The organism is Streptomyces sp. NPDC087901 (assembly GCF_044742205.1).
GTDB lineage: Bacteria > Actinomycetota > Actinomycetes > Streptomycetales > Streptomycetaceae > Streptomyces.
The window spans coordinates 383,415-404,741 of sequence record NZ_JBIUUC010000002.1 but is presented as its reverse complement, the minus strand read 5'-3'; the positions used below and the strand labels follow the sequence as shown (position 1 = coordinate 404,741).

The following is a 21,327-nucleotide window of genomic DNA, read 5'->3' as shown; positions in this document are numbered from 1 at the left end:
CCCACGCCCCGTGGGCGGTGCCGTCGTGCCGGGCCGAGTGGTCCTCCGAAACAGCCCGAGCGGCGCTTCGCGGAAGATCCGGGGCCCGGCTCCAACAGAAAGCCACCCGGAATGCATCTCGACCCCCTGGCGATCATCACCGCTTTCGGGCTGATCTTCCTTGCGGAACTCCCCGACAAGACGATGTTCGCGTCGCTGGCCATGGGCACACGCATGCGCCCGCTGTACGTCTGGTTCGGCACGTCGTCCGCGTTCATCGCCCATGTCGCCATCGCGGTCGGGGCGGGCGGTCTGCTCGGCCTGCTGCCCGACTGGATCGTCAAGCTCGTCTCCGCCTCCCTGTTCGCCTTCGGCGCCTTCATGCTGCTCCGGGCCGACGCGGGCGACGACGACGAGGAGGGCGGCCCGAAGACGGTGACCGGCTTCTGGCCGGTGTACTCCACCGCCTTCATGGCGGTGTTCATCAGCGAGTGGGGCGACCTCACCCAGATCACGACGGCCAACCTGGCCGCGAGCAACGGCGCCTGGTCCACCGCGATCGGATCCGCCGCCGCCCTGATGTCCGTATCGGCGCTGGCGCTGCTCGCGGGACGGTTCATCGCCAAGCGCGTACCCCTCAAGACCGTGCAGCGCATCGGCGGCGTGTGCATGCTGGGGCTGGCGATCTGGACGGTCATCGAGATCTTCACCGGCTGACCGGCCACGGCAGGTACGGCGAAGGGCTCCGCACGTATGTGCGGAGCCCTTCGCCGTACCGTCACGTGCGGAGCCCTTCGCCGTACCGCCCTAGAAGAGCGCCGGCGCGCTGTCCTGCGTTCCGTTCTCGAAGGCCAGCAGACGCTGCTTGCGGTCGAGGCCGCCGCCGTAGCCGGTGAGGCTCCCCGAGGCCCCGATCACTCGGTGACACGGCACGATGATGCCGACCGGGTTCTTGCCGTTGGCCAGCCCCACCGCACGCGAGGCCCCGGGCTTGCCGAGGTTCTCGGCCAGTTCTCCGTACGAGCGGGTCTCACCGTACGGAATCCGCTGGAGCTCGGCCCAGACGGAGCGCTGGAACGGGGTGCCGGCGAGGTGCAGCGGGAGGTCGAACTCCCTCAGCTCACCGGCGAAGTAGGCGTCCAGTTGCTCGACGACCTCATCGAAGGGGCCGGGGTCGGCCTCGCCGAAGGTCTCCTCGGGCGGCCGGTGTCGCTGACCGGTCATATAGAGGCCGGCGAGGACCCGGTCGGTGGCGACGAGGGTCAGCAGGCCGTAGGGGCTGTCGATCACCGTGTGCTGCCGGGTCACGGTGGAGGTACGGGCCGTGGGGGCGGTACGGGCCGTGGGTGCGGCGCTTGTCGTGGTCACGAGGAACTTCCTTGTGCGGGAAGGTGGTTGATGGGGTGGTCGTCGACGGTCCACAGATACTGCACGGCGTAGGCCCGCCAGGGCCGCCAGCCCGCCGCGCGCGCGGTGAGCGCGGCCGGTGTCGAGGGCAGGCCGAGCTGCTGGGCGGCCCGCCGGATGCCGAGGTCCGTCGGCAGGAACGCGTCCGGGTCTCCGAGCGCCCGCATGGCGATGACCTCGACGGTCCAGGGGCCGAATCCGGGCAGCGCGTCCAGTTCGGCCCGCGCCTTCTCCCAGTCGGTGTCGGTGCCCAGCCGCAGTGAGCCGTCCGCCAGCGCCTCGACGAGCGTGGTGAGCGTGCGGCGGCGGCTGCGGGGCAGAGCGAGCTGCTCGGGGTCGAGTCCGGCCAGGGCCTCCGGCGCCGGGAAGAGATGGGTGAGACCGCCCTCGGAGTCGTCGACGGGTGTGCCGTGGGCGGTGACCAGCCGGGCCGCGTGCGTCCGGGCGGCGGCGGTGGACACCTGCTGGCCGAGCACCGCCCGGACGGCGAACTCCGCTCCGTCGACGGTCCTCGGCACCCGGCGGCCCGGCGCCTTGTCCACCAGCGGGGCCAGCAACGGGTCGGAGCGCAACTGCTCGTCGACGGCCACCGGGTCGGCGTCCAGGTCCAGCAGCCAGCGGCACCGGCTGATGGCCAGGGTGAGGTCGCGCGGGTCGGTGAGCGAGAGCCGGCAGGCGATGTGGTCGGGGTGCGGAGTGAGGGCGACGATGCCGTGCCCGTGGGGCAGGTCGAGCGTGCGGCGATAGGCCCCGTCGCGCCACTCCTCGACGCCAGGGACGGCCGTCGCGGCGAGGTGCCCGAAGAGGTTGCTGGGGTTGAGCGGGGCACGGTACGGAAGCCGTAGCGCTATCACCCCGGGCGTGGCCGGCGGCCCCGCCGGCCGGGCCGCGCGGCTGCGCAGCTCCCCCGGTGCCAGGGCGAAGACCTCACGAACGGTGTCGTTGAAGGTGCGGATCGAGGCGAACCCGGCCGCGAAGGCCACCTCGGCCATGGGCAGCCCGGTCGTCTCGATGAGAACCCGCGCGGTCTGCGCCCGCTGCGCCCGGGCAAGCGCCAGCGGTCCGGCGCCCAGCTCGGCGAGCAGTTGCCGTTCGATCTGCCGGGCCGAGTACCCGAGCCGGGTGGCCAGTCCCGGGACGCCCTCCCGGTCGACGACCCCGTCCCGGATGAGGCGCATCGCGCGGGCCACGGAGTCGGCGCGCGCGTTCCACTCGGGCGATCCGGGGCTCGTGTCGGGCCGGCACCGCTTGCAGGCCCGGAACCCGGCCTGCTGGCAGGCGGCGGCGCTCGGGTAGAACGTCATGTTCTCGACCTTGGGCGGCACGACGGGGCAGCTCGGACGGCAGTAGATCCGGGTGGTCAGGACCGCCGTGAAGAACCAGCCGTCGAACCGGGAGTCCTTGGACTGAACAGCCCGCACGCAGCGCTCGGTGTCGGTGTGCATGGTTCAAGCATGGGGCACGGCCCGGGGCCGCAGCTGGCGGAAATCCGACATCAGCGTCGGGCTGCCAGGGATTCCTCGCCTCCCTGCGTGACGACCGGGACCGGCCCGGCCTCCGCACCCGCCGCACCGGCCCGCGACCAGGGGCGGGTGATGGCGGAGCGGGGCCTGGCCACCTCGACGCCTCCCGCCACCGGTCGGGAACTCCCACGGCTCCGCCCTTCGCGCCAGTGAGGGCGGGCGCGGACATGCGGAGGAAGCGAGGGGCGTGCGTCCCCCGGCGGCGTGGGCCTGCGGCCCGAGCCGCTGCCGACGGCCGCACCCGGCCGGCCATGAGTTGACAGGCGACCTCGCGGTGAGAGGCTTGAAGGAGTTCCGATGTGCCCCCGGACGGGCCTGAGGCCGGCCCGATGCACCCACGGGCGGGCCTGCGGCCGGTTGGCCTGCGCAGACGCGGGCGATGTCCCGCCCGGTACGGAATCGCAAGGGAGAGAGCCCGTCATGACGGACGCTTCGTCCGCGCCGATCTGCTCGCATCTGGACCAGGTCCGACGCGTCACCCCGGACAGCCCCGACTCCTGCCCGCAGTGTGTCGCGCAGGGTGACGCCTGGGTGCATCTGCGCGAGTGCCAGAGTTGCGGGCAGATCGGCTGCTGCGACTCCTCCCGCAACAAGCACGCCACCGCGCACCGTGAGGCCACGGGCCATCCCCTCATCCGCTCCTACGAGCCGGGCGAGACCTGGTGGTGGTGCTACGAGGACCAGGTGACGTTCGACGTCGAGGGGGTCGGGCCCGCCCGGGCGGCCTGAGCGCGGTCCACCGCCGACGCGTACGCGGTCCACCGCCGGGCCGTGCGCGCGCCCCCGCCCGTCAGCTCCGCGCTGCCAGCGCCTCCTCGAACTCCACGTACGCGTGCGCGTCGAAGAGCACGAACCGGACCTCCTCGATGGGCGCCGCGGCCTCCGCCAGTACGGTGCGGACGGCGATGCGCGCGCCGTCGTCCATCGGCCAGCCGTAGATGCCGGTGGAGATCGCCGGGAAGGCGATGGTCCGGGCCCCCAACTCCGCGGCGACGCGCAGGGCTTCGCGGTAGCAGGACTCCAGCAGCCCCGAGCGGTCCTCGGCACTGCTCCAGACCGGGCCGACCGTGTGAACGACCCAGCGGGCGTCGAGCTTTCCGGCCGTGGTGGCGACGGCCAGACCCGTACGCAGCCCCTTGCCGTACTGCGAGGCACGCAACTCCCTGCAGGCGGCCAGGATTTCGGGGCCGCCGCGGCGGTGGATCGCGCCGTCGACCCCGCCGCCGCCGAGCAGGGAGGAGTTCGCGGCGTTGACGACAGCGTCGACGGACTGCTGGGTGATGTCGCCCCGTACGAGGGTGACGGTGACGGCGGAAGGTGTGCGCATGCGGCCATCATGCCGGTACAGGCCCATGCGTGTGCAGTTGACCACGCGCGTGCCGGGCCGACGGCCACCGCCGGGTCCGCATCGGACCCCGGCCGGCAGCGTTCCCTCCATCGCTCCCGGCGAGGGCTTGCCATCCCTCTGATGTTTACGCAAACATACAGGCAGGTACTCCCACGTACTCCCTCCGACGCGCGCCGGACCACACGCGCACCCCCTGAGCACAGGAGCAGCAGCACATGTCCGTTCTTCAGATCGACGACGACGGATTCCGACTCGACGGCGAGCCGTTCCGGTTCGTGTCCGGCGGGCTGCACTACTTCCGGGTCCATCCCGCGCAGTGGGCCGACCGACTCCACAAGGCGCGCCTCATGGGCCTCAACACCGTCGAAACGTACGTCCCCTGGAACCTTCATCAGCCGCGGCCGGACCGGTTGCGCATGGACGGCGGCCTCGACCTGCCCGCCTTCCTCGACCTCGCTGCTGCCGAGGGCCTCCACGTCCTGCTCCGCCCCGGGCCCTACATCTGCGCCGAATGGGAGGGCGGAGGCCTGCCGTCCTGGCTCCTGGCCGAGCCCGACGTCCGTCTGCGCACCCGCGACCCCCGCTATCTCTCCGCGGTCGACGACTACTTCACCCAGCTCCTCACCCCGCTCCAGCCCTACTTCTCCACACGTGGCGGCCCGGTGCTCGCCGTGCAGGTGGAGAACGAGTACGGGGCATACGGCGACGACACCGCCTATCTGGAACACCTTGCAGGTTCCCTCCGCCGGTGCGGCGTCGACGTACCCCTGTTCACCTGCGACCAACCCGCCGACCTGGAGCGCGGCGGGTTGCCCGGGGTCCTCGCGACAGCCAACTTCGGCAGCCGCTCCACCCAGAACCTCGCCGCTCTGCGCGCACACCGGCCGACCGGCCCGCTGCTGTCCACGGAGTTCTGGATCGGCTGGTTCGACCGCTGGGGCGGCCACCATGTGGTCCGCGAACCGGAACAGGCGGCGCAGGAACTGGACGAAGCACTGGCGGCCGGGGCGTCGGTCAACCTCTACATGTTCCACGGCGGGACGAACTTCGGTTTCACCAACGGTGCGAACGACAAGCACACCTACCGGCCGACCGTCACCTCCTACGACTACGACGCACCCCTCGACGAAGCCGGGGATCCCACCGCGAAGTTCACTGCCTTCCGCGAGGTCATCGCCAAGTACGCGCCGGTCCCCGCCGAGCCCGTTCCTCCGCGCGCGGACAAACTCTCCCTGGCATCAGTCACATTGACCGAGAGCACCGGCCTGCTGACGAGCGCGCCGACGCTCGGTGAGGCCGTCGGATCCCCGAGTCCGCTGACGATGGAACAGCTCCGCCAGGACTTCGGATTCATCCTCTACGAGACGGCCCTGCCGGCCGCCGGACCCGCTCTGCTCGAACTGGAGCAGGTGCGCGACCGCGCCCAGATCTTCCTCGACGGCCAGCCCGTCGGGGTCCTGGAGCGGGAGAACCACGAACACGCCCTCACCTTCACCGTGCCCCGAGCGGGCTGCGTCCTCAGCCTGCTCGTCGAGAATCAGGGCCGGGTCAACTACGGGCCCGGCATCCACGACCGCAAGGGACTTCCCGGGAAGGTCACGCTCAACGGCACGGACCTCATCGGCTGGACCAACCGGCCACTGCCGATGGAATCGCTCGCCGGGCTGGACTTCGCCGCCGCCACCACACCGATCGGTCCCGCCTTCCACCGGGGCACGTTCGAACTCGCCGGTACGGCGGACACCTTCCTCCACCTCGACGGCTGGACCAAGGGCAACGCATGGATCAACGGCTTCGCCCTGGGCCGATACTGGTCCCGCGGGCCCCAGCGTTCCTTGTACGTGCCCGCACCGGTCCTCCACCGGGGCATCAACGAGATCGTCGTGCTCGAACTGCACGCACCCCACCGCGCCCGCACCGTCGACTTCCGGGAGACCCACGACCTCGGCCCCACCGAGGAGTAGGTGCGGCCACCGTCCGGTGGCCCCACCCCGGCTATGCCCCCGTGCCCCGGTACGGGGGGGGCGGGCCGGGCGACCGTCCGTGGCATCGCGCCCGCGTGGCGGGTGGGGTGCACCGGGGCGTGCCCCGCCCGGTCGGGCGCGGGGCACGCGAGGGCGTCGGCCGCAGGGGGCGGCCCTGCGCCGGTCAGGCTGCCGCGCGGTGCCACTTCTGGTTGTCGCCGTTGTTGCAGGTCCACTGTTCCAGGGCGGTGCCGTCGGCGGTCGACCGGTTCACGACGTCGAGGCATTTGCCGCTGTGGCGGGCGACAATCCGTACGTAGCCCGCGGTGTCCGTCGGCTGGATCCTCCACTGTTGTGACGGCTGACCGTTGCAGGTGTTCTGAACGGCGAGCGCACCATCCTGGGTCGAAGCGCCGTTCACCTCAAGGCATTTGCCGCTGTGCCTGGCCATGATCCGGGCATATCCCGTGCCGAGATCCTCGATCCGGAAATGCTGGTTGACGCCGCCTCCGCAGCCCCACTGGATCACCTGCGCCGCATCGCCCATGCGGAAGTCGGCCACATCGGCACACTTGCCACTGTGCCGGGCCGTCAGCGTCTCCCAGGTCGCGTCCATGCCGTCGACGGTCCCGGCGGCAGTGTCCACGGTGATGTTCGGGGAGTAGTCCATGGTCATGGTCGTACGGGTGGGGAACTTCAGCGGCAGCCAGACGTACTGGGAGTCGTTGACCGTGCCGCCCATGGAGTTGCCCCAGCGGTCGCCCATGTAGAGGTAGCTCGTGCCCTTGGCGCCCTGGACCGGCAGCACATAGGCGGTCTGGCTGCGGTAGGCGGTGGAGTCCCCCACGTCCGTCAGGCCGCTCCAGCTGCCTGTGACGCTGGTGGCAGTGCCGTACTTCTGCTGATTCGGGGACCACCCGGTGGCGGCGGAGGTCAGCAGGAAGTACACGCCGTCCCGCTTGAACATGGCCGGCGCCTCCCGTGACTGGCCCGCCCAGAGGTTCTGCACCTGGGACTCGACTGCGGTGTAGTCAGCCGTCAGCCGGTATACGTGCAGGTCGGCGTTCTCGTTGGCGGCCGAGATCATGTAGCCGGCGCCGTCGGTGTCGACGAAGGTGGTGATGTCTCGCGACATCTCCCCGAGCGGGCGGAAACTGCCGCGCCAGCTGTAGTCGCCGTCCACGGTGGAGGAGACGGCGACCGCGGCCCTGGCCTCGCCGTAGTCGGTGGCGCCCTCCTTGTGCATCCACATCACGAACTGGCCGGTGGCGCTGTTGTACATGACCTTGGGCCGCTCGATGTTGGCCGAGAGGAGCTCCGGGTCGGCGGCCCGGGTCAGGACATGGTTGCGGAACTCCCACGTCCTCAGATCGGTGGAGCGGTAGGCGGAGACGTACCGGAAGCTGTTGTCGGCGTTCCGGTCCTCACCGAACCAGTAGTAGTACTCGCCCACCTTGACGACCCCGCCGCCATGGGCGTGCACGGGGTTGCCGTTCGGATCGCTGAACTGCGTGGCGTTGGCCAGGGTCACCGGGGTGGCCCGGGCGGTGCCGACACCTCCGACGAGGGCCAGAAGGAGGGCGGACAGGACGGCAAGGACCATGGCCGCACCTGGAATCGTGTGTCGCGTCATCACGTACCTCTTACTGTCTGCCGGGTGGGGGGATGGTGTGGGGCTGACGCACCACCTCTGCGTGATCGCCTTCTGCGTGATCACCTTCTGCATGTTTGCGTAAACACTCGCGTCGTGGAGAGAGTTTGGAAGCGCCCCCCGGGACTGTCAAGGCTCTCGGCAGGAACTCATGATGGTTTGACCGTCAGATGTGTTTGCGTCAACATGCGCATGCGGATACATGCCGCTGTCTTCGCCCATCCAGGGCTTCCGGGCGTAAGGACGGATGTATGACGACGGAGAAGAGGGCGAGAGCGCCACGTTCACGGCCACCCAGGCAGTGGCCCTCCATGGCAGAGGTCGCAGCGTTGGCCGGAGTGTCCTCGCAGACCGTCTCCCGCGTGGCCAACAACCGGGAGAACGTCGACGCGAACACCCGCGAGCGGGTGCTCTCCGCGATGCAGACCCTCGGCTACCGCCCCAACACGGCCGCCCGCGCGCTGGTGACGGGCCGGTTCGGCGCCCTGGGCGTGATCAGCTTCGATGTGGGGGCCCACGGCAACGCCCGTACGCTCGGGGCCATCGCCGACGCAGCGCGCGAGGCCGGTTTCTCCGTGAACTACATGGGGGTACGGGCCCAGACCGAGGCCGCCGTCCAGCAGGCGTTCCAGCACCTGATGCTCCAGTCCGTCGACGGCATCGTGCTGGTCGAGTCGCAGATGCTCGACACTCCGTCCTTGCACCTCCCGGCGGCCATGCCGATCGTCGTGGCCGACGGTGACGCGGGACATCGCTATCCGAACGTCGACTTCGACCAGGCCCTCGGCGCCCGCAGCGCGGTCACCCACCTACTGGACCTCGGCCATCGCACGGTGTGGCACGTGGCCGGCCCCCGCGACTCCTTCGCCGCGCGCAGGCGGGCGGAGTCCTGGCGCAGCACGCTCGACGACGCCGGCGCCCCGGCACCCCCGGTGCTGTACGGGGACTGGACTGCGGAGTCGGGGTACCGGGCAGGCCGGAAGCTGGCCGAACGCCCGGAGGCCACCGCCGTCTTCGCGGCCAACGACCAGATGGCACTCGGCCTGATGCGCGCCCTGCACGAGGCCGGGCGTGACGTGCCCGGGGACGTCAGCGTGGCCGGGTTCGACGACATCGCCGAGGCGGCGTTCTTCCAGCCACCCCTGACCACGGTGCACCAGGACTTCGACCTGGTGGGCCGGCACTGCGTGACGCTCCTGCTCAACCAGATCGGCGGCAGCGCGGACGGCCGGCGCCGGCTGGCCGTGGAACCTTCCCTCGTGGTGCGCTCCAGCACAGCAGCGCCCGCGGCCGGGCGCACCTGAACGGGGGGCACGGTCCCGGCTGTCGGTGACCGGCCCGGGTCCCGGCGTCGGCCCGTGAGCCCGGCAGGTCAGCCGAAGCTGAAGCGTTCAGCGGCTTCGGCGGGTGCCACTCCCTGTCGGCGACCGGGGACGTCATGGACGGCTGCTGCGCCCTCGGAGCGCAACTGGTCGGCACTGGCGTCCCGCACCATGATCGCGGCGGAGGTGCGGACGTCCGCGACGGTGACGTCCGGACGCCCCCGCTCGCTGTTCTGCTGCAGGAGTTCGGTGATGTCGGAGGTGAACCGCAGCATGGTCGCGGGAGCGTTGAAGCGCTCGGCGACGGCGAGGAGCCGTGCGCGGGCCTGCGGGGTGACATTCGTCGATTCGGCGACCGCGCTTCGCCCTGCGGCAAGTCTGGCGATCACCCTGCGGTCACGTTCCTCGAAGACGCGTGCGTCCACCTCGTCGCCGTCCGCAGGAGAGCCACCAAAGAGCTCGGCGCGGATCTCGTCGCTGGACACCACGGCTTCCGCATCGATCTTCCGTCGTGCGATCAGCGCCCGGACAAAGCTGGTCTTCCCCGAGGCCGGTGGCCCGACGAGGACGACCAGCCCCACGGGCACCTGAATCGGCCGGGCGGCGGCAGGCGCGGGTCCGTCCCCGCATCCCTCGGGGCGGGCGCTCGGCCGCTGTTGCGGGTGGTGCGGCATGGATTCGGACGGCTTCTTCGGCACAGGGCCCATCCTGCCGGGTTCGGACCCTCGTACGCACCATGATTGTCCCGACGCCTGATCCGGCCCGGTCCCATCGGAGGCATCAAACCGCGCCCGGCCACGGAGCTGTGCTCGCGCGCACGACGAGGCGGGTCGGAACCAGTGTCGTGCCGCCCTCGACGGCCGCGCCGCCCAGCTCGCTCAGAATGGCGTCGACGCACAACTCCCCGACCCGGGCGAAGTCCTGATGGACCGTGGTCAGTGGAGGGATGAAGGAGGCGCTCTCGGCGATGTCGTCGAAGCCCACGACGCTGACGTCCTCGGGTACGCGCCTTCCGCGCTCGTGCAGCGCCCTCAGTACGCCGAGTGCCATCTGGTCGTTCGCCACGAACACTGCCGTGCAGTCGGGTTCGTCCGCCAGCCGAAGGCCTGCCTCATAGCCGGATTCAGGGGCCCAGTCGCCCCGCAACAGAGGCGGTACAACTCGCCCCTCCTCGCGCAGCGCCGCCTCCCAGGCGGCCGCCCGGCGGCCCGCCGCGAACGACTCCTCCGGGCCGGCCAGATGCCAGACCGTGCGGTGCCCGAGCCCGAGCAGGTGGCGCACCGCAGTGCGGGCACCCTGGTGCTGGTCGGTGTCCACCACATGGAACCGGTCACCGGCGTCGGAGTCCACGACGACGACCGTCACATGCGGCGGCAGGGTCAGCAACGCCGTGTCGAGCAGGTGCACTTCCATGATCAGCACGACCGCGTCGACCGCGAGCTCGTCGAGCCGCGTGAAGGCTCCTCTGACGTTGTCACGCGTCGGGGCGTCGATCGGGATCAGCGTGACCGCGTAGCCCGCCCGTGAGGCGAACTGGGCGATGGCCTCAAGGGTCCGCACATTGCCCGTGGTGGAGAGGCTCATGGTGATGACGCCGATGGTCCGGAAGTCGCCGCGCTTGAGCGCGCGGGCGGCGCTGTTGGGCCGGTAGCCGAGCTCCTTCATGGCGTCCCGCACCTTCTGCCGGGTCCGCTCGACGACGGCCGGGTCCCCGTTGGACACCCGCGAGACCGTTTGCGACGAGACGCCCGCGACCCGGGCGACGTCGGCCATGGACACCCGGGGCCGCCTGCTCTGCACCGCACGCCGGCCGCCGCTGCCGGCCGCCTTCCCGAGCGCGTCCGCGTCCTTCTCCGTCACCGGTTCTCCTTCCATTGACTCCCACTCCATGCTTGACGACCCCCACCGGGAGTGTCACCATCACGCTACCGATGATTACGTAAACATTTCTCGTCGGACACAGCCTGATCCGGCCGCTTACGGCCCGAAGGCCCTCGTCTCTCCTCACCACAGACCGGTCGGTCACCGACACAAGGAACCAGCCATGACGCTCCTGCCGACTCCGGCGAAGGCACTACCACCGCCCCGCCCTCGAGCGCGCTTCCGCCTCCGCAAGCAGGCCCTCGTCGGGTGGGGATTCGCCGGTCCGTTCGTCGCGGTGTTCGGCCTCGTCTTCCTGGCACCGATCGGCTACGCGCTCTACCTCAGCCTCTTCCGCGACCGGCTCATCGGCGGAAACTCCTTCGTCGGCACGGACAACTACCGCCAGGCGCTGACCGATCCGCAGTTCTGGGAGGGACTGGCCAGGGTGGGCCTGTTCCTGGCCGTCCAGGTGCCGATCATGCTGGGCATCGCGCTGCTGGTGGCGCTGGCCATCGACAGCGGGCGGCTGTACGGCAAGGCCTTCTTCCGGATCTCGATCTTTCTGCCCTATGCGGTCCCCGCCGTCGTCGCCAGCCTGATGTGGGGCTTCATCTACGGCACCCGGTTCGGCCTGGTCGGCAACATCAACGACGCATTCGGCGTCACCCTTCCCGACCCGCTCTCCCCCTCGCTGGTGCTCGCTTCCATCGGCAACATCGTGACCTGGGAGTTCGTCGGGTACAACATGCTGATCTTCTACTCGGCACTGAAGGTCGTACCGCGCTCGCTCTACGACGCCGCGGCGATCGACGGCGCCGGGGAGTGGCGGGTGGTGACCGCGGTCAAGCTGCCGGCCATCCGCAGCGCACTGGTCATCGCGACGATCTTCTCGGTCATCGGCAGCTTCCAGCTCTTCAACGAGCCGAGCATCCTGCAGAAGCTCGCCCCGAACGCGATCACGAGCGACTTCACCCCCAACCTCTACACCTACTCGCTGTCCTTCTCCGGCCAGCAGCACAACTACGCGGCGACGGTGGCGATCGTGATGGGCGTCATCACCGCGATCATCGCCTACACCGTCCAGCTGCGCGGAATGCGGAAGGGCTGAGCCATGACCACGAACCTCGCCGGCGTCACCTCCAACGACGCGGACCCCGCAGGACCGGCCCGGCCCCGGGACGCCTCCGGCGGGACCGGCCGGCCGGTCCTCCGGCCCCGCCGTCGCCCCCACACCCCGCTCAACCCCCGCCCCAGCATCCCGCTGACCCTGCTGACCGGTCTGGTCCTCGTATACACACTGCTTCCGCTCGCCTGGCTGGTCATCAACTCGACCAAGGACCAGAAGGGCCTGCTCGACTCCGCCGGCCTGTGGTTCGGCGACGACTTCAGCCTCCTGGACAACATCACCCGCACGCTGACCTACGACGACGGCGTCTTCGTCCGCTGGCTGCTGAACACCCTGCTGTACGTCGCCGCTGGAGCGGGTGGCGCCACCGTCCTGGCCGTGCTGGGTGGTTACGCCCTGGCCAAGTACAACTTCCCCGGCCGCCGTGCCGTGTTCGCGGTTGTCATCGGGGCCGTGGCCGTGCCCGGCACGGCGCTCGCGGTGCCCACGTTCCTGATGTTCAGCAACATGGGGCTGACGAACACTCCGTGGGCCGTCATCATCCCCTCCCTCATCTCCCCCTTCGGGCTCTACCTGATGTGGGTGTTCGCCACCGAGGCGGTGCCGGCGGAACTCCTGGAGGCGGCCCGCGTCGACGGCTCCGGCGAACTGCGCACCTTCTTCCGTATCGCACTGCCGCTGCTGATGCCGGGAACGGTCACCGTGCTGCTCTTCTCCATGGTCGCGACCTGGAACAACTACTTCCTGCCGCTGATCATGATCAAGGACCCGGACTGGTATCCGCTCACCCTCGGGCTCAACGCCTGGAACGCCCAGGCCCAAACGGCAGGCGGGGAAGCCGTCTTCGACCTCATCATCACCGGCTCCCTGCTCACGATCGTGCCGATCGTCGTGATCTTCCTCCTGCTCCAGCGGTACTGGCAGTCCGGCCTGGCCGCGGGCAGCGTCAAGGAGTGAATCCGCCCCCGCTTGCGCCCTCCCTTTCCCTGAACACCGAACCAGGAGTTCCACGCATGAGGACACACACCACCCGTCGGCTGCTCGCCGCCGTCACCGCGGTCTGCGCCATCACCCTGGGCGCGACCGCCTGCGGCTCCTCCGACCCTGCCGACGACGACGGCGGCAGCGCGAAGGACGTCAAGTCCGCGCTGGCGAAGGGCGGCAGGATCACGGTGTGGGCCTGGGAGCCCACCCTCAAGAAGGTGGCCGCCGACTTCGAGAAGAAGTACCCCAAGGTCGACGTCGAACTCGTCAACGCGGGCACCGGGGACAAGCAGTACACCGCCCTGCAGAACGCCATCGCCGCAGGCTCTGGCGCCCCCGACGTGGCGCAGATCGAGTACTACGCCCTCGGCCAGTTCGCCATCGGCAAGTCCGTGGAGGACCTCGCCGGGTACGGCGCGGCCGAGCAGGACAAGACCTTCACCACCGGCCCCTGGAACGCGGTGAAGTACGACAAGGCCGTGTACGCACTGCCCATGGACTCCGGCCCGATGGCGCTGTTCTACAACAAGAAGGTCTTCGACAAGCACCACATCGAGATCCCCACCACCTGGGACGAGTACGTCGAGGCGGCGCGGACCCTGCACAAGGCCGACCCCAAGGTCTTCATCACCAACGACACCGGTGACGCGGGCGCCACCACCAGCCTCATCTGGCAGGCGGGGGGCCGTCCTTACAAGGCCGAAGGCACCGACATCACCGTCGACTTCAAGGACGCCGGCACCAGGACGTACACCAAGACCTGGCAGAAGCTGCTGGACGAGGATCTGGTCGCACCCATCACCTCCTGGAGCGACGAGTGGTACAAGGGTCTGGCCGACGGGAGCATCGCCACTCTGTCCATCGGCGCCTGGATGCCTGCCAACTTCACCTCGGGTGTCGCCTCGGCCTCCGGTGACTGGCGGGTGGCCCCGCTGCCGCAGTGGACCAAGGGCAAGACGGTGAGCGCCGAGAACGGCGGCAGCTCCCTCGCCGTACCGAAGGCCGCCAAGAACAAGGAACTGGCCTACGCCTTCACCGAGTACGCCACCACGGGTGCCGGCGCCTCGGCCCGCGTCGCCGAAGGCGCGTTCCCCGCCACCCGGGCGGACCTGGATTCGAAGGCGTTCCTGGAGACCGAGTTCCCCTACTTCGGTGGCCAGCAGGCCAACAAGGTCTTCGCCGACTCGGCCCGCGACGTGGGCACCGGCTGGTCCTACCTGCCGTACCAGGTGTACGCGAACTCCGTGTTCAACGACACCGTGGGCAAGTCGTACGTCTCCTCGACGCCCCTGTCGCAGAGCCTGGATGCCTGGCAGCAGTCAAGCGTCAAGTACGGCACGGATCAGGGCTTCACCGTCAACAAGTAGTGCGGAAGCCAGGCAGTCCGGGAGCCGGGGAGGCGGCTGTGCAGGACGACTCCTGCACAGCCCGCGTCGGAGACAGCCTGCGGGACAGTCCCTACCGGCCGCCGAAAGGCCCCGACTCCCGCAGCCGGCGCCATACCGCCTTCGCGGCGTGGTGTCCGGACATGCCGTGCACTCCGGGGCCGGGCGGGGTCGCCGACGAGCAGATGTAGACCGACGGGTGCGCGGTCGCGTACGGCACCCGGGCGAGCTTGGGGCGGATCACGGTCTGCAGCCCGGAGAAGGCGCCGCAGGCGATGTCCCCGTCGACGTAGTTCGCGTTGCGCACGGCGAGCTGGGGCGGGCCCGTCACCGCACGGGCGAGCACCATGTCGCGGAAGCCGGGGGCGAATCGCTCCAGTTGGCGTTCGATGACCTCGGTGGCGTCTCCCTCCCAGCCCGCCGGGACGTGTCCGTACACCCAGAAGGTCTCCTTGCCCTCGGGGGCGCGGGACGGGTCGGTGAGGCTGGGCTGGGCGGTGATCAGGAACGGCACGCTGGGGTCACGGCCGGTCACGGCGGCGCGCAGGGCGGAGTCGATCTCACCGGCCGTGGGGCCGATGTGGACCGTGCCGGCCCGGCGGGCCTCCTTCGCGGTCCAGGGGACGGGGCCCGACAGGGCGTAGTCGATCTTGAAGCAGGACGCGCCGTAGCGGTAGCCCCGGTAGGCGTTGCCCAGTCCCGCGATCCTGGCCAGCGCGGTCGGCGAGGTGTCGAAGATGTAGGCACGGGCAGGCGGCAGTTCGTCCAGCCGCTTGACCTCCGTACCGGTACGGATGACGCCGCCCTGCTCCCGCAGGTACGAGGCGAGGGCGTCGGAGATGGCCTGGGAGCCGCCGCGCGGCACCGGCCAGCCCTTCTCGTGCGCGGCGAGCGCGAAGAGCAGGGCGATGCCGCCGGTGGCGAGGCCGCTGGTGGGAGCTATGGCGTGGGCGGCCAGTCCGGCGAAGAGGCCGCGGGCCTTCTCGCCGCGGAATCGGCGGGACAGGAGCGTGGCGGGCTGGATCGCGTCGAGCCCGAAGCGCACCCATCGGTACGGGTCACGGGGCAGGCCGTCCCACGGGGTGCGCAGGAAGTCCTCGGCAAGGGTGTCCCAGTGCCCGAGGAACGGTGCGACGAGTCGCCGGTACGCTCCCGCGTCCTGCGGTCCGAGCGCCATGGCCGTCTCTCCCACCGAGGTGGCCAGCACCGCGGCGGTGCCGTCCGGGAAGGGGTGGGCCAGGGCGAGTTGCGGCTGCAGCCACTCCAGGCCGTGCCGCGCGAGCGGCATCTCCCCGAAAGCGGGCGAGCCGATGCCCAGCGGGTGGACCGCCGAGCAGGGGTCGTGCCGGAAGCCCGGCAGTGTGAGCTCTTCGGTACGGGCCCCGCCGCCGACGGTCCGCTCGGCTTCGAAGACCTCCACGGCGAAGCCGCGGCGGGCCAGTTCGACTGCGGCGGTCAGTCCGTTGGGGCCTGCCCCAACGACGACGGCATCGAGCATCGACGGCACCTTCGGACTCCTTTGTCAGCCGACGGTCTGAGCACCCAGGATATTCACAGGCGCCGGCAGTCCGGGCGCGGGTAGGGTGCCCGTCCGATGAATACTCCGAACCACGCGCAGCCGCCGCCCCCGAAACCGCGTCCTGCCGCCTCCCGCGGCACGGAGGATTCCGGGCTGCGCCACCGCATCGGCGAGATGGCGGAGCGGCTGACCGCCGTGGCCGGCGTCCGCGCCGTCGTACTCGGCGGGAGCCGGGCCCGGGGCACGCACCGGCCGGACTCCGACTGGGACCTGGGCCTCTACTACCGAGGCGCCCCGGACCTCGCCGCACTCACCGAGCTGGCCTCCACGTTCCAGGGCTCCCCGGTGGAGGTGGCCGGGCCGGGCGGCTGGGGGCCGTGGGTGAACGGCGGGGCCTGGCTGCGGGTGGACGGTGCCCCGGTCGACTGGATCCTGCGCGATCTGGACCGGGTCGAGGCCGTCTGGTCCGCCTGCCGGCAGGGCCGTTACGAGGTGGGGGGCCAGCCCGGCCATCCGCTCGGCTTCTGGTCACCCGCCTATCCGGGCGAGGTCGCCCTCGGGTGCGTACTCGCCGATCCGCACGGTGAGCTGACCGCCCTGCAGCGGGAGACGTCCGGCTATCCGGAGCCGCTGCGCGCGGCGCTTGCCGATGCGGCCTGGGAGGCGGAGTTCTCGGTCGAAGCGGCCCGCAAGTCGGCGCCGGCCGGTGACCGGCTCCACGTCTCGCTCTGCCTGTCCCGGGCGTTCGGCATCCTCGTCCAGTCCCTGCACGCCCACCACCGCACCTGGTGCCTCAACGAGAAGGGCGCGCTGGCCGCCGCGGCGGCCCTGCCCAAGACTCCCGCGTTCTTCGCGGAGCGGGTGGGCGAGGCCCTGCGGGGACTGGACGCCGCGGCGGTGGAGACGGCCGCGGCGGTCGTGCGGGACGTGCGCGAGGTCCTGCGGGCGAACGCGGCCTGACCGTAGGCACGGCGCAGGCCCGTCCCTGAGGGGATCGAGGGGCCGAGTCGCCGAAGGAGCTCAAGGGCTCAGTCCCGCTGGATGGCCACGACGCAGCGGGCGAGCAGTTCGCGCAGGGCGTCGCGCTCCTGCGGGGTGAACTCGTCCGCGATCCGGCGTTCGATCCGCACCGCCTGCTCGTCGGCCTGCCGCAGCGTCCGCGTCCCGGCCTCGGTCAGACGGGTCTCCAGCATCTTCTGGTGCCACGGATGCACGGACCTGACGATCAGCCCGCGTTCCTCCAGGTGCTTGAGCACCGCCGCCATCGCCTGCGGTGTCACCAGGCACGCTCTCGCCAGAGCTGCCCCTGACATCCCGGGGTTGTCGGCGAGCGCGAACAGCGCCGCGTACTGCGCGACGCTCAGGTCGGCACCCTTCAGCGCGGCGCTCTTGGCGGCCATGAGGGCTTGCTCTGCCCGCTTGATGTCTGCGCCGAGGCGGTCGCCGGCGGTCATTCCCATGCTCGCGAGCGTACAGCCATGTGCATACAGCAGGGATCAGACACATAGCAAGTATGGAAGTTGAATCAAGGTCTTGATATAACTCAACCCATGGATACTCACGACGTGCACAGTCATGCGCCCGCCCTCTTCGCCGGGACCGTCCTCATCACCGGCGCCACCCAGGGCCTCGGCCTGCACCTCGCCCGCGATCTGGCCGGCCGCGGCGCGACGCTGCTGCTGCACGGCCGCGACCGGGATCGGCTGGAGCGGGCGGCCGCCGAGGTCCGGACGATCTCGGACGGCCGCGCCGAGGTCCGCACCTATCTCGCCGATCTCTCCGACCTGGACCAGGTCCGCTCCCTGGCCGCGGCCGTCCGGGCGGCCGAGCCCCGGCTCGACGTGCTGGTCAACAACGCGGTGGCCGGCGGGGGCGCCGAGCCGCTGCGCCGCGAGTTGAGCACGCAGGGTCATGAACTCCGGTTCGCAGTCAACTATCTGACGCCGTATCTGCTGATCAGGGAGCTGCTTCCGCTGCTGACCGCATCGGCCCCGGCGCGCGTGGTCCAGGTGGCGTCGGTGGGGCAGTCCCCCGTCGACTTCGACGACGTCATGATGGAGCGCGGCTACGAAGGCCTTGAGGCCTACTGCCGGAGCAAGCTCGCGATGATCATGTCGACGTTCGACCTGGCCGCCACGGAGACGCCCGGCAGCGGGGTCACGTTCAACGCCCTGCACCCGGCCCATCTGATGGACACCGACGGAGTGCGGGCGTACGGGCTGACTCCGGCGGTCCCCGTGGCGGAGGGCGTCCGTCCGACAGTGCGGCTGATCACCGACCCCGCCCTGGCGGAGGTCAGCGGCCGGTACTTCGACCGGTTCACGGAGACGGCCGCCCATGAGCAGGCGTACGATCCCCGGGCGCGCGAGCGTCTCGCCGCGTTGACCCGCACCCTGCTGGCCTGAGGAACCCGCCTGCTCAGGCCCCGGCGCGCAGCGCGGCGAGGATCCGCTCGGCCGTCGCACGGTCCCGGGCCGCGGTGAAGGGCAGGTCGTTGCCTCCGGCTATACGGAACGGCGCACCGGACAGCGTGGCCTGGGCACCGCCCGCCTCGGTGACCAGGAGGAGCCCCGCCGCGTGGTCCCAGGCGTACTCCCAGTTGAAGGCGAGCGCGTCCAGGTCGCCGCGGGCGACGGCGAGGTATTCGAGGCCGGCCGAACCACAGGGGCGGGCGTCGATGCCTTCGGTGCGCAGCCCGAGGAGGGCCTGCTTCTGCGCGTCGGTGGTGTAGTCGGGGTGCGACATCGCCACGTGCAGCACGGCGTCGGGCGCGGGTGAGCCGGAGCGTATCGGAGCGCCGTTGAGCGTGGCCCCCCGGCCGCGGACCGCGACGGCCATCTCGTCGAGGGCGGCGGCGTACGTCCAGGAGGCCAGCAGCTCGCCGCGGTGGGCCAGGGAGACCAGGGTGCAGAACCCCGCTTCGCCGCGGACGAACTGGCGGGTGCCGTCGACCGGGTCGACGATCCACACGGGGGCCTCGCCGCTCAGTGCCTCGTACACCTTCGGGTCGGCGTGGACCGCCTCCTCGCCGACGACCACGGAGCCGGGCAGGAGGCGGCTCAGGGAGGCGGTGAGGTGTTCCTCGGCGAGCCGGTCCGCGGTGGTCACGAGGTCGTGCGGACCGTTCTTCTCGACGATCTCGTGAGCGGCGAGCTGCCGGTAGCGCGGCATGATCTCGGCGGCGGCCGCTGCGCGGACCGCCGCCTCGACCTCGGTCAGGTCCCCGGCAAGAAAGTCATCGATCATGCCCCCAGCTAAGCACGGGCCGCCCGGACGCCGACGACCTGGTCATGACGGGGGCGTGACCGGCCGGTGGCCGGTCAGCGCCCGACCGCGTACCCCTGCATGCCCCTCGGGTTCGCCGCCGCGGACAGCACCCCGGTCTCCGGGTCGCGGGCGACCGCGCACATCCGGCCCTCGGACCACGGGTCGCCGACCGTGACGTCGTGACCACGCCGGCGCAGCTCCGCGACGACCTCCGGGTCCATGCCCTCCTCGATGGTGACGCTGCCGGGGCGCATCCCGCGCGGGAAGAAGGAGCCGGGGAAGCTGTCGTTGTGCCAGTTCGGGGCGTCGATGGCGCCCTGGAGGTCGAGGCCGCCGCGGACCTCGGCGCGCAGGGCGACAGCGAGGAAGAAGTGCAGCTGCCACTGGTCCTGCTGGTCGCCGCCCGGGGTGCCGAACGCCATCACCGGGACGCCGTCGCGCAGGGCGAGGGACGGGGTGAGGGTGGTGCGCGGGCGGCGGCCGGGGGTGAGGGAGTTCGGCAGGTCCTCGTCCAGCCAGGCCATCTGGAGGCGGGTGCCGAGCGGGAAGCCGAGCTCGGGCACGACCGGGTTGGACTGGAGCCAGCCGCCGCTGGGGGTCGCGGAGACCATGTTGCCCCAGCGGTCGACGACGTCGACGTGGCACGTGTCGCCGCGGGTCGCACCGTCCTTGGCCACAGTCGGCTCCCCCGCGCCGTCCTTGGCCACCGTCGGCTCACCGACTCCGGCGGCCGGTATGCCCATGGCGTCGAAGCCGGACTCGCCGGCGGCGACGGCGTGGGCGTGCTCGCTGAGGACGGGGGCGCGGCCGTCGGGGCTGCCCGGGCGGAGCTCGTGCGAGGCCTCGTCGGTGATCAGGGCGCGCCGGGCGGCGTTGTACGGCTCGGAGAGCAGCGTGTCGAGCGGGACCTCGGTGGCATCGCCGTACCAGGCCTCCCGGTCGGCCATGGCGAGCTTGCAGCCCTCGATGAGCAGGTGGACGTACTCGGCGGAGCCGTACCGCGGCAGCTCGGCGGGGAGCAGGGCGAGCTGCTGGAGGAAGGCGGGGCCCTGGCTCCAGCCGCCGGCCTTGGCGAGCGTCCAGCCGTTCCAGTCGTACGTGGCGGGGGCCTCGTACGACGCGGACCAGCCGGCCAGGTCGGCGGCGGTGAGGGTACCGGTGTGGCGGGTGCCGCTGGTGTCCATGGTGGGGACGGCGGCCTGGCGGACGAGGGCCTCGGCGATGAAGCCCTCGCGCCAGATCGCGCGGGCGGCCTCGATCTGCGCGGTGCGGTCGTCGCCGCCGGTCTTCTCGGCCTCGGTGATCAGGCGGCGCCAGGTCGCGGCGAGGGCGGGGTTGCGGAACAGCTCGCCCGGCTTCGGGGACTTGCCGCCGGGAAGGTAGACGTCGGCGGAGGTCCGCCACTCGGTCTCGAAGAGCTCGCGGACGGTCTCCACGGTCTGGCCGACGCGCTCGACGGGTGCGTGCCCGTCCTCGGCGTAGCCGATGGCGTAGCGCAGCACCTGGGCGACGGTCCTGGTGCCGTGGTCGCGCAGCAGCTGCATCCAGGCGTCGAAGGCGCCCGGCACCGCGGCGGCGAGCGGTCCGGTGCCGGGGACCAGGTCGAGGCCGAGCGAGCGGTAGTGGGCGACCGTGGCACCGGCCGGGGCGGGGCCCTGACCGCAGAGGACCTGCACGTCCCCGTCGTGAGGCGCCAGGATCATCGGCACCTCGCCGGCCGGGCCGTTGAGGTGCGGTTCGACGACGTGCAGGACGAATCCGGCGGCGACGGCGGCGTCGTAGGCGTTGCCGCCGTCCTCCAGGACCGCCATCGCGGACTGCGAGGCGAGCCAGTGGGTGGAGGACACCATGCCGAAGGTGCCCTGGAGGGTGGGCCGGGTGGTGAACACGGGTGCGGCTCCTTGCTGCGACGTGCTGAGTTTCTGTGGTCCGTCGTGTGGTGCGGATCGTACGTACGGGAGCCGGGCCCCCGGAACGGGGTCCGGACTC

19 protein-coding genes are annotated in these 21,327 nt (G+C 71.0%); 9 read left to right on the top strand and 10 right to left on the bottom strand.

The window, feature by feature from the left end:
- Positions 1 to 111 precede the first annotated feature (111 nt).
- Complete coding sequence (locus tag ACIOEW_RS07325; RefSeq protein WP_401962166.1) at positions 112 to 696, top strand: TMEM165/GDT1 family protein; 585 nt, start codon at positions 112 to 114, stop codon at positions 694 to 696.
- A gap of 90 nt (positions 697 to 786) precedes the next feature.
- On the opposite strand, the gene ACIOEW_RS07320 is transcribed toward ACIOEW_RS07325, so the two are convergent.
- Positions 787 to 1,287, bottom strand: coding sequence for a methylated-DNA--[protein]-cysteine S-methyltransferase (locus ACIOEW_RS07320; protein WP_401962965.1), 501 nt, complete (start codon positions 1,285 to 1,287; stop codon positions 787 to 789).
- Positions 1,288 to 1,343: 56 nt separating this feature from the next.
- Positions 1,344 to 2,831 carry an AlkA N-terminal domain-containing protein gene (locus ACIOEW_RS07315; RefSeq protein ID WP_401962163.1) on the bottom strand — a complete coding sequence of 496 codons (1,488 nt, stop codon included), beginning with the start codon at positions 2,829 to 2,831 and terminating at the stop codon, positions 1,344 to 1,346.
- Between the two features lie 498 nt (positions 2,832 to 3,329).
- Between ACIOEW_RS07315 and ACIOEW_RS07310 the strand changes: the two genes are divergently transcribed.
- On the top strand, positions 3,330 to 3,638 hold the full coding sequence (locus ACIOEW_RS07310) for a UBP-type zinc finger domain-containing protein (RefSeq protein WP_401962161.1): 309 nt from the start codon (positions 3,330 to 3,332) through the stop codon (positions 3,636 to 3,638).
- Between the two features lie 61 nt (positions 3,639 to 3,699).
- Here the strand turns inward: ACIOEW_RS07310 and ACIOEW_RS07305 are convergent, their stop codons facing one another.
- Positions 3,700 to 4,236, bottom strand: a complete 537-nt coding sequence (locus ACIOEW_RS07305) for an O-acetyl-ADP-ribose deacetylase (RefSeq protein WP_362557289.1) — start codon at positions 4,234 to 4,236, stop codon at positions 3,700 to 3,702.
- A gap of 236 nt (positions 4,237 to 4,472) precedes the next feature.
- Between ACIOEW_RS07305 and ACIOEW_RS07300 the strand changes: the two genes are divergently transcribed.
- Positions 4,473 to 6,221 (top strand): beta-galactosidase family protein, encoded by a 1,749-nt coding sequence (locus ACIOEW_RS07300; protein ID WP_401962159.1) that lies wholly within the window; start codon positions 4,473 to 4,475, stop codon positions 6,219 to 6,221.
- 184 nt (positions 6,222 to 6,405) lie between these two features.
- On the opposite strand, the gene ACIOEW_RS07295 is transcribed toward ACIOEW_RS07300, so the two are convergent.
- Positions 6,406 to 7,854: an RICIN domain-containing protein gene (locus ACIOEW_RS07295; protein WP_401962158.1), complete on the bottom strand. Its 1,449-nt coding sequence runs from the start codon at positions 7,852 to 7,854 to the stop codon at positions 6,406 to 6,408.
- A 329-nt stretch (positions 7,855 to 8,183) separates the two neighbouring features.
- Between ACIOEW_RS07295 and ACIOEW_RS07290 the strand changes: the two genes are divergently transcribed.
- Positions 8,184 to 9,176 (top strand): LacI family DNA-binding transcriptional regulator, encoded by a 993-nt coding sequence (locus tag ACIOEW_RS07290; protein ID WP_401962157.1) that lies wholly within the window; start codon positions 8,184 to 8,186, stop codon positions 9,174 to 9,176.
- A 68-nt stretch (positions 9,177 to 9,244) separates the two neighbouring features.
- On the opposite strand, the gene ACIOEW_RS07285 is transcribed toward ACIOEW_RS07290, so the two are convergent.
- Positions 9,245 to 9,892: an ATP-binding protein gene (locus ACIOEW_RS07285; protein ID WP_362557282.1), complete on the bottom strand. Its 648-nt coding sequence runs from the start codon at positions 9,890 to 9,892 to the stop codon at positions 9,245 to 9,247.
- A gap of 82 nt (positions 9,893 to 9,974) precedes the next feature.
- A complete protein-coding gene (locus ACIOEW_RS07280) occupies positions 9,975 to 10,967 on the bottom strand; it encodes a LacI family DNA-binding transcriptional regulator (RefSeq protein ID WP_401962964.1) in 993 nt (330 codons plus the stop codon).
- 271 nt (positions 10,968 to 11,238) lie between these two features.
- Between ACIOEW_RS07280 and ACIOEW_RS07275 the strand changes: the two genes are divergently transcribed.
- From ACIOEW_RS07275 to ACIOEW_RS07265, 3 genes are read left to right on the top strand one after another with little or no spacing between them, the layout of a single operon-like run.
- Positions 11,239 to 12,165: a carbohydrate ABC transporter permease gene (locus tag ACIOEW_RS07275; protein WP_401962155.1), complete on the top strand. Its 927-nt coding sequence runs from the start codon at positions 11,239 to 11,241 to the stop codon at positions 12,163 to 12,165.
- Positions 12,166 to 12,168: 3 nt separating this feature from the next.
- The gene (locus tag ACIOEW_RS07270) at positions 12,169 to 13,140 is read left to right on the top strand and encodes a carbohydrate ABC transporter permease (RefSeq protein WP_401962153.1); all 972 of its coding nucleotides are present in this window, start codon (positions 12,169 to 12,171) and stop codon (positions 13,138 to 13,140) included.
- Positions 13,141 to 13,196: 56 nt separating this feature from the next.
- Entirely contained in the window at positions 13,197 to 14,534 is a 1,338-nt protein-coding gene (locus tag ACIOEW_RS07265) for an ABC transporter substrate-binding protein (protein WP_401962150.1), read from the top strand.
- Positions 14,535 to 14,625: 91 nt separating this feature from the next.
- On the opposite strand, the gene ACIOEW_RS07260 is transcribed toward ACIOEW_RS07265, so the two are convergent.
- A complete protein-coding gene (locus tag ACIOEW_RS07260) occupies positions 14,626 to 16,059 on the bottom strand; it encodes a phytoene desaturase family protein (RefSeq protein ID WP_401962147.1) in 1,434 nt (477 codons plus the stop codon).
- Positions 16,060 to 16,245: 186 nt separating this feature from the next.
- Here ACIOEW_RS07260 and ACIOEW_RS07255 point away from each other — a divergent pair, with 186 nt between their 5' ends.
- Positions 16,246 to 17,031 carry a nucleotidyltransferase domain-containing protein gene (locus ACIOEW_RS07255; protein ID WP_401962962.1) on the top strand — a complete coding sequence of 262 codons (786 nt, stop codon included), beginning with the start codon at positions 16,246 to 16,248 and terminating at the stop codon, positions 17,029 to 17,031.
- Between the two features lie 68 nt (positions 17,032 to 17,099).
- On the opposite strand, the gene ACIOEW_RS07250 is transcribed toward ACIOEW_RS07255, so the two are convergent.
- Positions 17,100 to 17,531 carry a MarR family winged helix-turn-helix transcriptional regulator gene (locus ACIOEW_RS07250; RefSeq protein WP_401962145.1) on the bottom strand — a complete coding sequence of 144 codons (432 nt, stop codon included), beginning with the start codon at positions 17,529 to 17,531 and terminating at the stop codon, positions 17,100 to 17,102.
- A 90-nt stretch (positions 17,532 to 17,621) separates the two neighbouring features.
- Here ACIOEW_RS07250 and ACIOEW_RS07245 point away from each other — a divergent pair, with 90 nt between their 5' ends.
- On the top strand, positions 17,622 to 18,476 hold the full coding sequence (locus tag ACIOEW_RS07245) for an SDR family NAD(P)-dependent oxidoreductase (RefSeq protein WP_401962143.1): 855 nt from the start codon (positions 17,622 to 17,624) through the stop codon (positions 18,474 to 18,476).
- Positions 18,477 to 18,489: 13 nt separating this feature from the next.
- Here ACIOEW_RS07245 and ACIOEW_RS07240 read toward each other — a convergent pair whose 3' ends face one another.
- Positions 18,490 to 19,317: an inositol monophosphatase family protein gene (locus ACIOEW_RS07240; RefSeq protein WP_401962141.1), complete on the bottom strand. Its 828-nt coding sequence runs from the start codon at positions 19,315 to 19,317 to the stop codon at positions 18,490 to 18,492.
- Positions 19,318 to 19,391: 74 nt separating this feature from the next.
- Positions 19,392 to 21,227, bottom strand: coding sequence for a gamma-glutamyltransferase family protein (locus ACIOEW_RS07235; RefSeq protein ID WP_401962138.1), 1,836 nt, complete (start codon positions 21,225 to 21,227; stop codon positions 19,392 to 19,394).
- Between the last annotated feature and the right edge of the window lie 100 nt (positions 21,228 to 21,327).

What these genes read in the sequence shown, in the direction of transcription:
- ACIOEW_RS07305 (WP_362557289.1), bottom strand. Translation starts at nt 4,236, where the DNA reads ATGCGCACACCTTCCGCCGTCACCGTCACCCTCGTACGGGGCGACATC.
- ACIOEW_RS07265 (WP_401962150.1), top strand. Translation starts at nt 13,197, where the DNA reads ATGAGGACACACACCACCCGTCGGCTGCTCGCCGCCGTCACCGCGGTC.
- ACIOEW_RS07290 (WP_401962157.1), top strand. Translation starts at nt 8,184, where the DNA reads ATGGCAGAGGTCGCAGCGTTGGCCGGAGTGTCCTCGCAGACCGTCTCC.
- ACIOEW_RS07300 (WP_401962159.1), top strand. Translation starts at nt 4,473, where the DNA reads ATGTCCGTTCTTCAGATCGACGACGACGGATTCCGACTCGACGGCGAG.
- ACIOEW_RS07255 (WP_401962962.1), top strand. Translation starts at nt 16,246, where the DNA reads ATGGCGGAGCGGCTGACCGCCGTGGCCGGCGTCCGCGCCGTCGTACTC.
- ACIOEW_RS07325 (WP_401962166.1), top strand. Translation starts at nt 112, where the DNA reads ATGCATCTCGACCCCCTGGCGATCATCACCGCTTTCGGGCTGATCTTC.
- ACIOEW_RS07280 (WP_401962964.1), bottom strand. Translation starts at nt 10,967, where the DNA reads ATGGCCGACGTCGCCCGGGTCGCGGGCGTCTCGTCGCAAACGGTCTCG.
- ACIOEW_RS07275 (WP_401962155.1), top strand. Translation starts at nt 11,239, where the DNA reads ATGACGCTCCTGCCGACTCCGGCGAAGGCACTACCACCGCCCCGCCCT.
- ACIOEW_RS07295 (WP_401962158.1), bottom strand. Translation starts at nt 7,854, where the DNA reads ATGACGCGACACACGATTCCAGGTGCGGCCATGGTCCTTGCCGTCCTG.
- ACIOEW_RS07240 (WP_401962141.1), bottom strand. Translation starts at nt 19,317, where the DNA reads ATGATCGATGACTTTCTTGCCGGGGACCTGACCGAGGTCGAGGCGGCG.
- ACIOEW_RS07315 (WP_401962163.1), bottom strand. Translation starts at nt 2,831, where the DNA reads ATGCACACCGACACCGAGCGCTGCGTGCGGGCTGTTCAGTCCAAGGAC.
- ACIOEW_RS07310 (WP_401962161.1), top strand. Translation starts at nt 3,330, where the DNA reads ATGACGGACGCTTCGTCCGCGCCGATCTGCTCGCATCTGGACCAGGTC.
- ACIOEW_RS07250 (WP_401962145.1), bottom strand. Translation starts at nt 17,531, where the DNA reads ATGGGAATGACCGCCGGCGACCGCCTCGGCGCAGACATCAAGCGGGCA.
- ACIOEW_RS07270 (WP_401962153.1), top strand. Translation starts at nt 12,169, where the DNA reads ATGACCACGAACCTCGCCGGCGTCACCTCCAACGACGCGGACCCCGCA.
- ACIOEW_RS07245 (WP_401962143.1), top strand. Translation starts at nt 17,622, where the DNA reads ATGGATACTCACGACGTGCACAGTCATGCGCCCGCCCTCTTCGCCGGG.